At 42.4% G+C, this 14,738-nt stretch carries 13 protein-coding genes; 11 read left to right on the plus strand and 2 right to left on the minus strand.

Annotation, left to right across the window (positions count from 1 at the left end; genetic code table 11):
• The first annotated feature begins 4 nt into the window (after window positions 1-4).
• The 10 genes from FTV88_RS14605 (at window position 5) to FTV88_RS14650 (ending at window position 12,410) form a co-directional block, all read left to right on the plus strand.
• A complete protein-coding gene (locus FTV88_RS14605) occupies window positions 5-1,102 on the plus strand; it encodes a CoA protein activase (protein ID WP_153726278.1) in 1,098 nt (365 codons plus the stop codon).
• Window positions 1,103-1,111: 9 nt separating this feature from the next.
• On the plus strand, window positions 1,112-2,137 hold the full coding sequence (locus FTV88_RS14610) for an acyl-CoA dehydratase activase (RefSeq protein ID WP_153726279.1): 1,026 nt from the start codon (window positions 1,112-1,114) through the stop codon (window positions 2,135-2,137).
• A gap of 211 nt (window positions 2,138-2,348) precedes the next feature.
• Window positions 2,349-3,368, plus strand: coding sequence for a CotS family spore coat protein (locus FTV88_RS14615; protein ID WP_162008072.1), 1,020 nt, complete (start codon window positions 2,349-2,351; stop codon window positions 3,366-3,368).
• A gap of 29 nt (window positions 3,369-3,397) precedes the next feature.
• On the plus strand, window positions 3,398-4,918 hold the full coding sequence (locus tag FTV88_RS14620; RefSeq protein WP_153726281.1) for a YutH/CotS family kinase-like spore coat protein: 1,521 nt from the start codon (window positions 3,398-3,400) through the stop codon (window positions 4,916-4,918).
• Window positions 4,919-5,045: 127 nt separating this feature from the next.
• The gene (locus tag FTV88_RS14625) at window positions 5,046-6,068 is read left to right on the plus strand and encodes a CotS family spore coat protein (protein ID WP_162008073.1); all 1,023 of its coding nucleotides are present in this window, start codon (window positions 5,046-5,048) and stop codon (window positions 6,066-6,068) included.
• A 27-nt stretch (window positions 6,069-6,095) separates the two neighbouring features.
• Entirely contained in the window at window positions 6,096-7,217 is a 1,122-nt protein-coding gene (locus tag FTV88_RS14630) for a glycosyltransferase family 4 protein (protein ID WP_153726283.1), read from the plus strand.
• A gap of 34 nt (window positions 7,218-7,251) precedes the next feature.
• Window positions 7,252-9,381, plus strand: coding sequence for a hypothetical protein (locus FTV88_RS14635; RefSeq protein WP_153726284.1), 2,130 nt, complete (start codon window positions 7,252-7,254; stop codon window positions 9,379-9,381).
• A 539-nt stretch (window positions 9,382-9,920) separates the two neighbouring features.
• Window positions 9,921-10,403: a LysM peptidoglycan-binding domain-containing protein gene (locus tag FTV88_RS14640; RefSeq protein WP_162008074.1), complete on the plus strand. Its 483-nt coding sequence runs from the start codon at window positions 9,921-9,923 to the stop codon at window positions 10,401-10,403.
• A 23-nt stretch (window positions 10,404-10,426) separates the two neighbouring features.
• Window positions 10,427-11,437, plus strand: coding sequence for a helix-turn-helix domain-containing protein (locus FTV88_RS14645; RefSeq protein WP_153726286.1), 1,011 nt, complete (start codon window positions 10,427-10,429; stop codon window positions 11,435-11,437).
• Between the two features lie 163 nt (window positions 11,438-11,600).
• On the plus strand, window positions 11,601-12,410 hold the full coding sequence (locus tag FTV88_RS14650; protein ID WP_153726287.1) for a carbon-nitrogen family hydrolase: 810 nt from the start codon (window positions 11,601-11,603) through the stop codon (window positions 12,408-12,410).
• Here FTV88_RS14650 and FTV88_RS14655 read toward each other — a convergent pair.
• Both FTV88_RS14655 and FTV88_RS14660 read right to left on the minus strand, forming a co-directional pair.
• Window positions 12,382-13,194, minus strand: coding sequence for a type III pantothenate kinase (locus tag FTV88_RS14655; RefSeq protein ID WP_153726288.1), 813 nt, complete (start codon window positions 13,192-13,194; stop codon window positions 12,382-12,384). The genes FTV88_RS14650 and FTV88_RS14655 overlap by 29 nt on opposite strands.
• Before the next feature lie 158 nt (window positions 13,195-13,352).
• The gene (locus FTV88_RS14660; RefSeq protein WP_162008075.1) at window positions 13,353-13,625 is read right to left on the minus strand and encodes a LysR family transcriptional regulator; all 273 of its coding nucleotides are present in this window, start codon (window positions 13,623-13,625) and stop codon (window positions 13,353-13,355) included.
• A gap of 173 nt (window positions 13,626-13,798) precedes the next feature.
• On the opposite strand from FTV88_RS14660, the gene FTV88_RS14665 reads away from it, so the two are divergent.
• Window positions 13,799-14,572, plus strand: a complete 774-nt coding sequence (locus FTV88_RS14665; RefSeq protein WP_153726290.1) for an MBL fold metallo-hydrolase — start codon at window positions 13,799-13,801, stop codon at window positions 14,570-14,572.
• Window positions 14,573-14,738 lie beyond the last annotated feature (166 nt).

A 14,738-nucleotide genomic window follows, 5' to 3' on the forward strand; every position in this document is an offset into this window, starting at 1 on the left:
AAGAATGAAAATAACATTTCCACACATGGGTAACATGGACATTGTCTTGAAAGCATTGCTTAGCGAACTAGGTCATGAAGTGATTACACCACCACCGATTACCAAAAAAACCCTTTCTCTTGGCGTTCAATATTCACCGGAGTTTGCTTGTCTTCCTTTAAAAGTGAACATCGGTAACTTTATTGAAGCCGTAGAAAAAGGCGCTGACACTGTTATTATGGCTGGCGGTATTGGCCCTTGTCGTTTTGGCTATTACAACCAGGTGCAACGGGAAATCTTAAAAGATATGGGTGTCCAATTGAATATGGTAGTCCTAGAGCCGCCGGATCAACATATTGGCGAACTGCTCAAACGTCTTCGCCTGATCACAGGCTCGAATTCTTGGTGGAAACTGATCAAAGCCATACGTTTTTCTTATGAAAAATGCTTGGCTCTAGATGCCATTGAAAAAGAAGCAAGTCGCCTGCGCTGTCGAGAATTACAACGGGGCGACGTAGATAAAGTATATCGGCAAGGACGCAAAGCAATTGATCAAGCTAGATCAGTGAAAGAGGTTCGAAAAAAACAAGAAGAGTATATACAGGCTATGCAAGCACTTCCGCTGGACTGGCACAAAAAAGTCGTAAAAATTGGAATGGTAGGAGAAATCTACACTCTTCTTGAACCAACGGCCAGTGGCTATATGGAAAAACATCTAGGCTATCTTGGAGCAGAAGTAGATCGCTCTCTTTATCTCAGTGAGTGGGTCAATGAACACCTTTTTAAGGGATTGTTATCGGTTAAAGGTCATAAAGAGACTCGAAAACTAGCCAAACCCTATCTCAGCTGTGTTGTCGGTGGCCATGGTCAGGAATCAATTGGTGGCGCTATCGAATACGCACACAAAGGCTTTGATGGTGTAATTCAAGTAGGTCCATTGACTTGTATGCCTGAAATTGTAGCCCAATCTATTATGCCGCTCATTGAAAAAGATTACGGCTTGCCTGTTCTTACAATTTACACAGATGAACAAACGGGAGAAGCAGGCTTGATCACCCGGTTAGAAGCTTTTATCGATATGCTTGAACGGAAAAAGCTTGCTATTAGACAAATCGATATCTAGGAGAGAACGATGGATACAGCAAAAGATGCCTTGTTCCTTGGCGTAGACGTAGGTTCCGTATCAACGAATCTTGTTCTAGTGGACAAAGAAGGGCAAGTTCATGAAGCTCTTTATTTGCGCACCCAGGGAAGACCCCTCGAAACAGTGCTCAAAGGTATGAAAAAACTGGCTGAATTGTATCAAAACGATCAAATTCAAGGTGTGGGGACTACAGGCTCGGCTCGCAACCTTGCCGCGATCGTCGTTGGTGCCGATGTGATCAAAAATGAAATCACAGCCCATGCTGTTGCAGCAAGTACACTTGTTCCAGGCGTGCGAACGATTCTAGAAATTGGTGGACAAGATTCAAAGCTTATTATCATGAAAGATGGCGTTGTTACTGACTTTTCGATGAACACTGTCTGCGCTGCTGGCACAGGATCCTTTCTAGACCAGCAAGCCTCACGTTTGCAAATTCCCATTGAAGACTTTGGCAAACTGGCTGTTGATGCCAAGCATCCTGTACGCATCGCCGGTCGATGCTCTGTTTTCGCGGAATCAGATATGATTCATAAGCAGCAGATGGGTCATTCGCTAGAAGATATTATCGGCGGACTGTGCGAAGCCTTGGTTCGTAATTTTCTTAATAACCTGGGAAAAGGTAAAAAAATTGAACCACCTATTGTCTTCCAAGGTGGTGTAGCTGCCAACATTGGGATGTGCAAAGCTTTTGAAAAAGAGCTCGGTCACGTTGTAAAAGTACCGAAATACCATAAAGTTATGGGTGCTGTTGGAGCGGCACTTTTAGCGTCAGAAGCTGTCGTTCAAAGAGGTGGTAACAGTAACTTCAAAGGATTTACTGTAGCAGAACAGCCTTTCAGGGCTCACTCTTGGGAATGCAGTGATTGTCCGAATCTATGTGAAATTATTGAACTGAAAGAGTCGGAAAGCATTTTGGCGCGTTGGGGCGATCGTTGTGGGAAATGGACGAATTCTTTGCCGGCTTTTTCGGAAGTGAGTAAGTCTGTGGAAGTAGAAGCGACTACGCCTTCGTAATAACACAGGGGGACAGCGGTTCCTTTATGTTGTTTGCAAAAAAAAAGTTATCAAGTGGAATAAGCAATCATCTATGCTTAATAGCCCTGCCTTTGCTGGCAGGGCTATTAAGTTTTTTTATGACCATAACTTACCAGTAACACTTGGGACTCTCTTTCATAGTATGGCACTACATTGGACTACGGTGTTCACTAGAAGGGAGGCAATTCCCATGATAGAAAATGATCAGAACTTCGTAAGCTTGGGTCAAGAAGAGCAAGAAGTTTTACAGCAATATCCTTATGAAATAGGAAGAACAGAACGAAGAGGCAGAGGCTGGAGGCTGGAAACAGATCGCGGGTCGAAAGGGCTTTATCGCTACAAGAGCCTTGATCGGGATAGAATTTTTGCAGTTCATCATGCTTTGGAGCAACTAGCGGCTCGAGGCTTTCGACACACCAGTCGACATATTCGAACAAGGCAGGGAGAGCCCTTTGTACGAAAAGGAAGTAGCTACTATATTCTTGTAGACTGGTACAGCTATCCTTCTGTTGATTTTTGCCAGGATAGAGATTTACAAGTGGCCACAAGAAATCTTGCTCTGCTACATCGTCTTGGTCATGTCAAAGAGCGGCAAGAAGAAGTCGATAGAGTGATGAATCGACAAGCCCTGGAGGATCGGAATCGAGAACTTCAAGAGTATAGACAACGGGTTGAAAAAAGAGGTCGCTACAATGCTTTTGATGAAATTTTCCTAGAAAATGCAAGAAAAATGGAGCAAAAAAGTACAGAAGCCATCGAACGACTCATTGCTAGCGATATTGATAAACTGTATACGGAGTCTAGTGAAAAAGGCTCCATCTGTCATCGACACTGGACAGAAAAGAATTTACGTCTATCTAAAGATAACAATCTAGCTATCATAGGCTGGGATAACTGTGGAACTGATTTGCCCGTAGCAGAATTGACAAGATTTATACGCCATGTAATGGATCGCAGAGAAAGCTGGGATATCGACACTGGAAAAGAAATGTTGGCCATCTACGAAGAGATCAGACCTTTAGATAAAAGAGAAACAGACGTGCTTGCATCACTACTGTCCTTTCCTCACAAGTTCTGGAAAGTCGTAGCAAGTTATTATCGTGATGGTCATCGTTCGGAAGAACTTTTGAGTTCTTTTAGGCAAGCCATTGAAGAAGAGGTGGAACGGGATTCTTTCCTTGAAAAATTACGTCAACAACAGAGAGCATAGCCATTATAAGGATCAGGAGGTGAAAAAAGATGGTTCACGTTAAAAGTCGCTACGTCGGAACGGATCCTCGATATCGTTATCCTAAGAAAAAAAGGCAAGCTCGGAACTTATCGACAAAAAGACGGAAAAGCGAAGAGAGAATTGCTTTTCCTGTACCACCAGTAGAAAAAAAGAAAAAAACAGAATCGATGCAACTTTCTACAGAAAAAGAGATTGTAATATCATCGGAACCATTGATAAAAGCTGTTGTTGCAACAGAAGAAGAGAGAAATTGGGCAGAGCCAGAAAAACAGAGTAAAGAAATCGTACCCATACATGATCAGGAACTAGGGAAGGAACAAGAAGAAGCAATAGAACTTTTCAGTGAAGCGGCAGAAGAATTGTCAACGAAATCAACAGAGACCGTAGAAGATAAGAAAGCATCCATACCAGCCAGTTGGGAAGACATGGTCAAGAAAATTTCTCAACAAGGCTTGCCCTGGGCCCAGGACTATCAACCTACATCTACTTTACCAATTGGTAACGAAGAAATCTTGCAAGTGCTTCAAGAGCTGGATCGGCAGCCTCGTATGGTAGAACGGCAAGGACATAAATGGCTGATAGAAAGTAACATTGATTCACTAATTATTCATGAAATTACGGGAGAAGAAGCGAAAAAGCAAGGACAAAACATTGTAAATGCCATTGACCATTTGCGCAAGAATGGCTTTCATAACTGTCCAGAGATCAATCGTTCTAAGTTCGGTGAAAAAGTTATATCTTTTCCAGAGCGTTCTTACTATGTCTACAAGAAAATCTTCGGAAAAGAAATGAAACTAGAAAAATCAAAAGACTATCGAGAAGTCGGTAGAACACTGGCCTTATTACATCGAGCAGGCACTGGCTATGTCCCTCTTTATCAAGATGATGACAAAAGCGAAAGATTGGGCGAAAAAGTCAAAAAAGGTTATAGCATTGTAGAAAAGTGGAAAGAAAAACAGCAAAAGCAACGGTTTTTCTCCGATGGCGATCGTCTACTCAAAGAAAGTTTGCCGCGATTGATGGATCGAGCAGATAGGTCTTTTCGGTGGATCGAAGAAAACTACTATCAACTATATAGAGCTGCTCGTGCCCGAGGTTCCTTAATTCACGGAAACTATGCTATACCGCAGTTAGTCAAAACAGCACAAGGTATCTGGATAGAAGATTTTTCCCATAGTCGTATTGACGCCCCTATTATGGACTTATCAGAACTTGTAGCTCAAGTAGCTAGAGATACACGAGAAGGGTGGAAAGGTGCCGTTGCTATTATAGAAGGCTATGAATGGGTGCAACGATTGACACCAGAAGAATGGCAAGTGCTACTCGGATACCTTTTACTTCCCTTTAATCTTTGGGACTATATAGAAGAGACCTTTCAGAACAAAGCCGATCGAATTGAAATCATACCGGATAGAAAGTTGCAAGATCAAGGCTATAAAAAAGCGCGAGCGGCTGTGGAGAAATGTAATCGGACTTTTTTAGCAGCCTATCGGCTATCTGTCCACGGACAAATAGATTTGCCATCGTAATTAAGGAAAGAGCAGTCAGCCTTCTACAGAGACTGCTCTTTTCCATGACCTTTTGTCATAGATAAGCTCTTAGTTGCGTATCTTTGAGCAAAACGGTTCTGACCTTCTTGAAGGGATGGCAACGTCTATGATAAGCGAAGAATTCATAGAAGAGGAACGCAAAGGGCTTGATCCGCTGCTATTGCAAGAGTTAGGGCTTCGGCCGAGGGAGATCAAGATGTTGCGCTCCTCCTTTCGCATTGATGAATATGAAAGAACGACTGTGCTCAAGGCAAGTCAGCAGACCGTAGAAGACTTGCAATTTATTGTTGACTTGCAAACCCACTTATTACAAAGAGGATTTGACCGTTTTTCTGCGATTCAAAGAAATGTAAAAAGTGAAATCGTGCTATACCATGATCAAAAATATTGGACCACCTCAACCTGGGTGGAAGGAAAGGAATGTGACTACGATCGACGACGAGACTTAGAAGCAACCATTGATACAATCGCAGAATTTCATCAGGCTTCTCGTGGGTTCTATCGACCTGCTGTAGAGCATCGCTTTCTATGGAAAAAATGGCCTTATATTTTTCAACGTAAGATGGAAGAAATAGAACGCTCTTATCAAAAAGCTTGCCAGAAAGAAAGGCCCGATGCTTTTGATCGACTCTATATGCAAGGCGCATCAGAAGCGCTAGAAGAAGCCCAGGGCGCTCTGGCGCTATTACAACGTTCTACCTATGATGCCATTATGGATCAGGAAATGAGAGAAGGTGGCTTCTGCCATCATGACCTGGCCCATCATAACGTAATCATTGGTGCAAGAGGAGAAGCTTTTTTAATTGATTTTGATTATGCCATACAAGATAGTCGTCTACATGATCTGGGAAGTCTTATGATTCGTGTCCTAAAAAGGCAACGCTGGTCGATTAAAAAAGGTCTAAAGATTATGGAGCGCTATCACAACCACTATCCTTTGCATAGAACGGAGCTCCTACTATTGTTAAGTTTTCTGATCTTTCCCAATGATTTCTGGCAATACGGCTGGTCCTATTATTTTGAAGAACTGAATCGACCTCAGGAATTTCATATCAAGCGGTTAAGACGTTTTATGGATCGTCAAAAAAATCGACGAGCTTTTTTGAAAGATTTTGCAGGGCAAATCTAGAGATTGATGCAAGAGGAGTGTGGTTGATTGCATATAGGCATTGATAGCCGAGCCGCCATCCTCTATCGAGGAACAGGCATTGGAACCTATACGTATCAACTTTGCAAAAATCTTTATAGGACAGCAAAAAAAGAGAAAATTCGCTTTTTCTGGCCCGGTGATGAATATCGAAATCTTAAAATTACAGATGATGCAACTTTCCGTCAAGTAGAACAATATCGTGAGCGATTCTGGGAAGAAGTTCATATTCCGCAGACGATCAAGCAAGAAAAGATTGATATTTATCATGTACCGCAAAATGGCATTGGTCTACCTATGGTAAAACATTGCCCTATGGTAGCGACAGTTCATGATCTAATTCCCTATATTAGCCCAGAGACAGTCGGTAGAGGATACTTAAAGATTTTTTGTGAAGAAATGCCTCGTATCTTAGAAACAGTAGAGCGGATTATTGCACCGTCTCATTGTACGGCCAATGACCTGGTTAGAATCGCTGATGTTCCTAGAGAAAAAATTCATGTTATCTATGAAGCAGCCGAGCCCATTTATCGACCCATGAACAAAGACAAAGCTCGTTCCTATATTCGAGAAAAGTATGGTATTACAAGACCCTATGTGCTCTACATAGGCGGTTTTTCACCTCGAAAGAATGTACGCTTACTTATTCAAGCCCTTCATTTGTTAAACAAAGAACTACCGCAGAAAGTAGGGCTGCTTTTGCCAGGAAAGCAGTCAAAAGAGTTTAATGATTTAGAATTGATGGTGTCGGCACGAAAAATGGAAGAAGAAGTTCACTTTATTGGCTTTTTGCCTGTTGAGGAAATGCCCTGGGTCTATAATGGCGCAGAAGTCTTTGTTTATCCTTCTCTCTATGAAGGTTTTGGCTTACCGCCTCTTGAGGCCATGGCTTGTGGTGTACCTACTTTGGTCGCTCATACTTCTTCTTTGCCTGAAGTAGTTGGTGATGGTGCACTGTCTTTTTCACCATTGAATGTAGAACGGTTGAGAGATCTTCTTTATGGGCTCTTAACAGATGTTGAAACTGCCCAAAAGCTTGGACAAAAAGGATTAGAACGTTCTCAACTTTTTAGTTGGCGTAAAGCAGCAGAAGAGACCTGGCAGGTCTATCGCCAAGTTCTGCGACAATAATAGGGGAAATAAAGAAAAGGAGGGAACTATGGAGATGAAAGATCCCAAAGAAGAAGTTACGAAGGGCCCTCTTTGTTCCCTTACGGGTGTGAAGCTTCATCTACTCTCTCTTGAACTGGGCACTTTTGAAAAAGGAAAAGAAGAGTTTAGCCATATAGAAGCGGATGTAGAAGTTCTCGAAGTAGAAGAAGAAGAAGGTAGGCTTCATATTAGTGGGAAAGTTAAGGTATCAGCCCAGGTAGATAGAGTCTTTTCCGATGATCATCTGACAACGGATTCGTCTGAGGAAGTAGAAGAAAAAGCATCCGTTGAAGCAAGCGAGGAGCTATTGAGTCACCATGAAGAAGAAAAGACCTTGGATGCTTCAGAAAAGGGATCGGATTCTGAATTAATTGAAGCAAAGAGCGATGAAAATGTAGAGTCTATTGGAACGGGACCTGAAAGCTTTGTTCTTTTAGATCGAGAAATACCACCTGGTCCGAAAAAATCTCGCCGTGAGCAGTACTTTGAACTGATGCTTGATCCTCTCGATTATGAAACAGTAAACCCTCTTGTTGATAGTAGCAAAGACGATGATAGGGAAGACACAGAAGGTGTAGAAGAGAGCGATCTTGATGAATCGAGTGAAATAGAGCTGAAAGTATGGCACAAGTATCCTTACTGGAGCAAGGGTCGTCTCCATGTAGACTTGTTAATCGCACCAGCTGTTGCATCGAAGCCCTGCAAAGAATGCGAAATCAAAGAAGAAGTGAAGATTCAAGGCTTGATAGCACCAGAAGGCAATGAGGCAATCGCTTTGGCCTGGCGAGCACAGGAAAATGACGAAGGTACAGAAATCGTGGCACAAGTCGTTTTTCAAGGAAAAGAGCAAGAACCTTTACAAATCGTAGAAAAGAGTATTTTTGTAGAAGGGCAAAAAGTTTTCTTAGGCAGTCCTATTTTTGCGCAAGAAGAACTAGATGGCATGGTAAAAGGCTGGGTTGCCATAGAGCCCTTTCATTATGAGTTCAATGAGGAAGTTGCTGATGAGGATGTAGAAGTGGAAGAAGGTGAAGATGAACAAGCGTTAGAAGTCCAGGAAGCTGATGCAAAGAGAGACGACGATAGTTCTTCAGATAGCGATCAGAGTGAATCAACGACCAACTTCTTAAATAATAGTACCTATGAAGATGATGAAAGTGCTGACAACAGTGCGTACACCTATGACGACAGCTATGAGGATAGCGACGATGATAGCAATGATTCCAGTGATGACCGTCACTATGAAGAAGCTTATGAAGCGCCCTATAGTGGCCATAATAGCGACTACAATGATTACGGTAATTACAGCTACGAGCAAAGTGATGATGGTCTGGCAAGAAATAATATGCCAGAGGGTGAAAAATCTCTGGAAGAATCTTTGTATCCCTATGTAGAAAACTATGATCACTTTTCAAAGGAAGATCCATACAAAAGCCCTGAGCCAGAACGGTGGTTTATTGAAAAAGCTTCTGCAGAAAAGATAGAAGTCTTAAAAGAACAAGAGAGTGTCGGTGGAGCTGCGCCCGATATAGAAAATCAACCTATAGCGAGTACAGCACATCACGACGCCACTGACGAAGAGCTGTCTCTTTATGAAGATGCTAGCTATGTAGAAGAACCTGTAGTAGAGGGCTTTGAGGCAGATGCTTTGATGACAGAAGAATATGACATATTGATTAATGAAGATTTTGACGTAGAAGAAGAATGGAATGTAGATGCACAGGCCTTACCTCTCCTGCATGATGGCTTTGAAAGTCGCCTATCAATCACAGAATCACTAGATGGGTTGGTTGAAGAGAATCTATTACAGCCATTGGATGAGGAACTTCAAGCGAATATGGAAACTTCAGTACCGGACATAGAATTATACAGAGCTGAGGAAGAAGCGTGGGAAATGACAGAGCCGGAGCAGGAAGAGCAGAGCAAAGCGTATGACGAAACCACGGAGGTGAAAGAAAGAGCAAGCATGATGAACTATGAAGAAAAGAAAGAGCAATCTGAAAAACCGAAAGTTTCCGAAGCGGCCAAAGAAACGGAACAAGAAGTAATAGAAGAAAGCACCGGCTCCATAGAAGTAGAAGCAGAGGAAAAAGCAGCCAAGGAAGCGGAACAAGAAGTAACAGAAGAAAGCACCGTTCTATAGAAGTAGAAGCAGAGGAAAAAGCAGCCAAGGAAGCGGAACAAGAAGTAACAGAAGAAAGCACTCGTTCTATAGAAGTAGAAGCAGAGGAAAAAGCGGCCAAGGAAGCGGAGCAAGAAGTAACAGAAGAAAGCACAAGCACTAACGAAGTAGAAACAGAGGAAAAAGCAGCCAAGGAAGCGGAACAAGAAGTAACAGAAGAAAGCACCCGTTCTATAGAAGTAGAAGCAGAGGAAAAAGCAGCCAAGGAAGCGGAACAAGAAGTAACAGAAGAAAGCACCCGTTCTATAGAAGTAGAAGCAGAGGAAAAAGCAGCCAAGGAAGCGGAACAAGAAGTAACAGAAGAAAGCACTCGTTCTATAGAAGTAGAAGCAGAGGAAAAAGCGGCCAAGGAAGCGGAGCAAGAAGTAACAGAAGAAAGCACAAGCACTAACGAAGTAGAAACAGAGGTAGGTAGCGAGAAGGTAGAAGAGGCAGCAGAAGCAGAAGAAGACGCTTTTCAGGAGGAAAAAAGACTACTCCTTCCAAAACAAGGCCCCTCCTTGAATATGGTAGGTTCAAAAAGAGCTCAACAAGCTTCTCGAGAACGCAAAACAGAACAAACAGTTAGACCGCCTCGGTCTTTTGGGCGTCGTCTGGCTCCACCTGCAAGTCCTGTCAGCGAAGAAAAAGAAAAAGCAATGGAAGATTCTTTAAGCAGCCTTTCTAAGACGACCCTATCGTCAAGAGCTACGCCCAATCAGAGCGGCATTCGGAGGATTGCGACAGCCCTTACAGAGGAAGCAGCACCAAACCCAAGAAGCACAGGAAGTCGCAACGAAAGTGCAACGCAGCGAAGCAGTAATTCTCAACAAAGACCCCATCGACGTCAATCAAAATGGAAAATCGTCCTCGTATTGCCCGGAGATAACTTAAGTACCATTGCCCGAAGAAACAAAGTAACAGAAGAGTCCATTCGACAGTTGAACGATTTAGGTGCCGAAGGCGCTGTAGAAGTCGGTCAAACTTTAATGGTACCGAAATAAAAAATTGAAGTGAAGCGATTCAATTGGAGAAAAAAGAAAAGTGGTTAAGGACCGATGATATAGCCATAGAACTTGGCGTTACGACTGAAAGAGTCTTAAGCTGGATCATCTCTGGGATATTGCCTGTTGTTGACTTTGATGGAAGCGGCGATTATCGGATTCGAGAAAAAGACCTAAGACAGTTTATCAAAAAACAACAATCTAAAACTGTGATGGCTTTACAACAAGTTAAAGCACAAATTGAAGAGGAAGCTATCGTATTTGAGAACCTTTATGAATGGATGCAAGAAGAAAATAAAATGCTATCGAGACAATATCAGAATATGGATGACTGCTTGTTACAAGTATTAGAACAATATAAAGAAAGCTGGGAAGGTTCTCTTAGTGCTGGTGACAAAGGCAAAGCACAGGCTTATCAAGAAGCAATGGTGGAAGTATACGACCGTTGGGAAAAGCCCAAACAAGAATACCAACAATGGGTCATGAGCCATGAAAAAAGGTGGCAAATCTTTATTGCACAACTAGGCCCTATGTTAGAAACAAACGCCGGCTTGATGGCGCCAGCAGATCCGTACTTGGCTCTTAACATGTCTCAAATTAAAGCTGCTTCAACGATGGACTCTTATGTAGAATCCAAGCGTCACCAAAAAGATCTATACCAGGCTTTGTACTTATGGATGAAGCGAGAAAACAACACATTGTTAGAGCACTATAAGAAGATGGAGCGGACGATCAGTCGCGTCATCGACACATTGCAACGAAAAGCTAAGAAAGCTAGCAAAACCATGGATTTTGAAAGAGGCCAAACGTATCAAGAAGCAGCCTCTCTTCTTTATCGACAATGGGAGGAAATTCGCAATGACTATAACCGACATCATCTCTTAGGGCATCAACGCTGGAACCACTGTCAGGAAAAAGTTAAAATGGCTCTAAGTAACAATCGCAGTTTTTCTTCACAGAATGACAGCAGTAACGAAGAAGGGAGAATGGTCAGTACTTTTGACGATGACGATCAAGAGCCGGAATCCATTTAAAGAAGGATTCCGGCTCTTGGTGTCTAAAAAGTTATTGGGAGAAAATAAAAAAAATGACGAAAACCAAAGAAAAGCACACAAACCGACAAGAAATAACATGAAGTGACGGAAAAATCTGTTAATAAGTCTGTGGATAATGTGAATAAAAGCAGAAAGGAAGAAGATGGAAGTGAAAATCGGTCTTTTACAGTATTCTGTGTACCGCGGAGAGCGCCAAAACAACGAAGAAATTATTGAGACATACATGGAAGAAGCCAAAAGAGAGAGGCCTCAAGTTATTGTCTTACCGGAGATGTGGACGACCGGATATGACCTGGAAAATCTCCAAAAAAATAAAAATGTCGAAGAAACCAACGGTACAGCAGCGCTGGCAAAGCTAATAAAATGGGCCAAGGAGACAGGCGCTTACATAGTAGGGGGTTCTACAGCTGTAAGCAGGAGTTGCTATGAGCCACCTCAGTTTGCCAATACTATGTATGTAGTCAATCAAGAAGGGGAAAAAATCTTAACCTATGAGAAAGCACACCTATTCCGCCTGATGGACGAAGATAAGTACATGGTAGCAGGGCAGCAGTGCGGAAATTTTATGTTAGATAGGATACCTTGCGGTGCTATCATCTGCTATGATCTTCGCTTTCCGGAGTGGGTTCGTAAAACAATGCTAGCAAATAAAGCACAAGTCCTTTTTGTTGTTGCCCAGTGGCCAAAAAGTCGATTGAAGCACTGGATCACACTCTTACAAGCGCGAGCGATTGAGAACCAATGTTTCGTCATTGCCTGCAATCGCAATGGATCAGACAATGAGCGTTCTATGTTTGCCGGTCACTCTATGGTTATCGATCCTTGGGGAGACCTAATAGGCGATAAAAAAGAGGAGACAGGCTGGCTCTGGGCTGAAATTGAAGTGGCAAAAGTAGAAAAAGTAAGGAAGAGAATTCCCGTCTTTACAGATCGTCGCACCGATCTCTATTAACCTCTTGCTTACAATTGCGCTCATAGAGGATACGCAATCCTTCTAAAGTTAGGGACGGATGAATATAATCAACTTCAGAGCAGTCCTGTCCGATCAGTTGGGCAAAGCCACCCGTTGCGACCACTTTTGCTCTTGTACCTTCTTCTCCCATCTCAGCTTTAAAACGCTTCACCAAGCGATCGACAAGACCACGATAGCCGTAGTAGACACCAGCTTGCATGCTTGTCCTTGTAGTCTTTCCAATGGCTTGAGCCGGACGGGCAATATCAAAGCGTGGCAACTTCGATGCCTGTTCTACGAGTGCTTCTACGGAAATCCCGATACCGGGACAGATCACGCCACCAAGGAAACTTCCTCTGCTATCAATGGCACATAAGGTTGTGGCTGTTCCCAAATCAACAGTAATAATGGGACCGCCATAGAGATGATAAGACGCTACGGCATTAACAATACGGTCGGCACCAAGGCCTTTTGGGTCATCGATACGTAAATTAATGCCTGTCTTTATCCCTTTTTGTACAATGATAGGATGAATTCCCCAGTGTTCCTGAAAGAGTGCAGTGAAGAGAGGATTCATAGGCGGTACAACAGAAGAAATAATAACACCATCAATTACATCCGGTGCAATAGAATGACCTTCCAAGGCTTCTAGCATCAAAATCCGATACTCATCTTTGGTCTTATGGCGATCGGTCTGCAGACGCCAGGTTACAACAACCTTTTTTTCATCATTATAAAGAGCCGATACAATATTGGTATTTCCGATATCGAGTACAAGTAGCAACCTTCCATTCCTCCAAGCATGCAACAACGAAATCATTGTTCTTTCCTATAAATGTCTCACTTATTATTCACTTGATACAAAGAATATCCTCCCGAAAAAGAAAAAGAAATTTAGCCATACTGTGAAAAAGGCCTTCTATTAAGATACAAAGCTCGTAATCAAGGCAGATACTGATCATGAAGACGTAACTGATCGTTTAGTTCCTCTTGGATCAAAAGCATTTTTTTTATATAATGGTGAGCGACTTGACCTGCATCGGTTAGATAAACACCGGTGCTCGTTCGAGTAAAAAGCGTTGCACCCAAAGTAGACTCCAAAGACTGGATCTGAGAGCTGATGGCAGGTTGCGTGAGATGAGCAAGTTTCGCTGCTTTCGAGAAGCTTTTTACTTCTGCAACAAGACAGAAAACTTTCAACTGGTTAAAGTTCATTGACATAGCTCCCTACGTTTAGTTTTATATCTTAAGTGTAAATGAGAACGAGAGCAAAGACAACGGACAATAACAGGATCCTGCTCCGGAGTAGAAGCAAGACTTGTCTGAATAGTTCATAAAAATAGGTGCAACATAAACTATCGTTACCTGTGGAAAGGGGTCACAAATCGATGTTTCGGATCACCTTCTTCGGTACTGGCAATGGGCTTAGTTATCCCAATCGTGAAAATACTTTCTTCTTAGTACAGCATTTGCCAAATAACAGTGCCTATTTAGTAGACTGCGGAGGTTCCCCTTGGGTAAAACTCGTAAAAGCTGGTGTAGGACCGGAAGATCTGAAAGCCCTTCTAATTACACATGGTCATGCTGATCATACTTATGGCTTGCCGGCTTTAATCCAAAGTCTCTGGCTTGCCGGACGGAAAAGCCCTCTTTCGATTTATTGTCCAACAGGCGCAGAGAAAATAATTAAAGGACTTCTTGAGCTTTTTGATCTGCCTGCCAAACCTAACATGTATGAAATTATCATACAAGAACAGCCTTTAGAGAGAGAAACATTGGCACTACGTGATGGGGGCTTACAAATTACAACATTTCCGGCTTTACATGGCATTCCAACGATGGGGATGGTTTTTTATGATAAGAAAGATCATAAAACGGTCAATGTTGTCTATTCCGCCGATACGGTCTACAATCCTCTATTAGAGACTTTGGCCAAAGATGCGAGTTGTTTGATCCATGAATGCAACGGTGCTGATAAAGCCATGGGGCAACATTCTTCTTTACATGATGTGGTTCGCTTGATGAAAAAAACTGTTCCAGAACAAGTTGTGCTCGTTCACTTAACAGAAGGAGAAAATTATGAACGACTTCTTCAGCAATATGGATTAAAGCAACCGGAGTTTGTGATTGCTGAAGATGGGATGAGTTTGCGTATTTCCTAATGTTACTTGAAGATCGCTATAGCTTTGCTATGGCGATTTTTTATTTTTAAATATTACAATGTGAACCATCGACAAGGATTACACATAAGTGACAATATCTTTTTACAAACCCTTGGAAGGTCCTTAAAGAATCTGGTATAATCCGGTTATTGTTATGACTTACGAA

The sequence above is a fragment of the Heliorestis convoluta genome (genome assembly GCF_009649955.1).
GTDB lineage: Bacteria > Bacillota > Desulfitobacteriia > Heliobacteriales > Heliobacteriaceae > Heliorestis > Heliorestis convoluta.

Excerpts from the sequence above, each read along its gene's own strand:
- FTV88_RS14635 (WP_153726284.1), top strand. The coding sequence starts at position 7,252 with ATGAAAGATCCCAAAGAAGAAGTTACGAAGGGCCCTCTTTGTTCCCTT.
- FTV88_RS14625 (WP_162008073.1), top strand. The coding sequence starts at position 5,046 with ATGATAAGCGAAGAATTCATAGAAGAGGAACGCAAAGGGCTTGATCCG.
- FTV88_RS14665 (WP_153726290.1), top strand. The coding sequence starts at position 13,799 with ATGTTTCGGATCACCTTCTTCGGTACTGGCAATGGGCTTAGTTATCCC.
- FTV88_RS14615 (WP_162008072.1), top strand. The coding sequence starts at position 2,349 with ATGATAGAAAATGATCAGAACTTCGTAAGCTTGGGTCAAGAAGAGCAA.
- FTV88_RS14660 (WP_162008075.1), bottom strand. The coding sequence starts at position 13,625 with ATGAACTTTAACCAGTTGAAAGTTTTCTGTCTTGTTGCAGAAGTAAAA.
- FTV88_RS14620 (WP_153726281.1), top strand. The coding sequence starts at position 3,398 with ATGGTTCACGTTAAAAGTCGCTACGTCGGAACGGATCCTCGATATCGT.
- FTV88_RS14610 (WP_153726279.1), top strand. The coding sequence starts at position 1,112 with ATGGATACAGCAAAAGATGCCTTGTTCCTTGGCGTAGACGTAGGTTCC.
- FTV88_RS14605 (WP_153726278.1), top strand. The coding sequence starts at position 5 with ATGAAAATAACATTTCCACACATGGGTAACATGGACATTGTCTTGAAA.
- FTV88_RS14650 (WP_153726287.1), top strand. The coding sequence starts at position 11,601 with ATGGAAGTGAAAATCGGTCTTTTACAGTATTCTGTGTACCGCGGAGAG.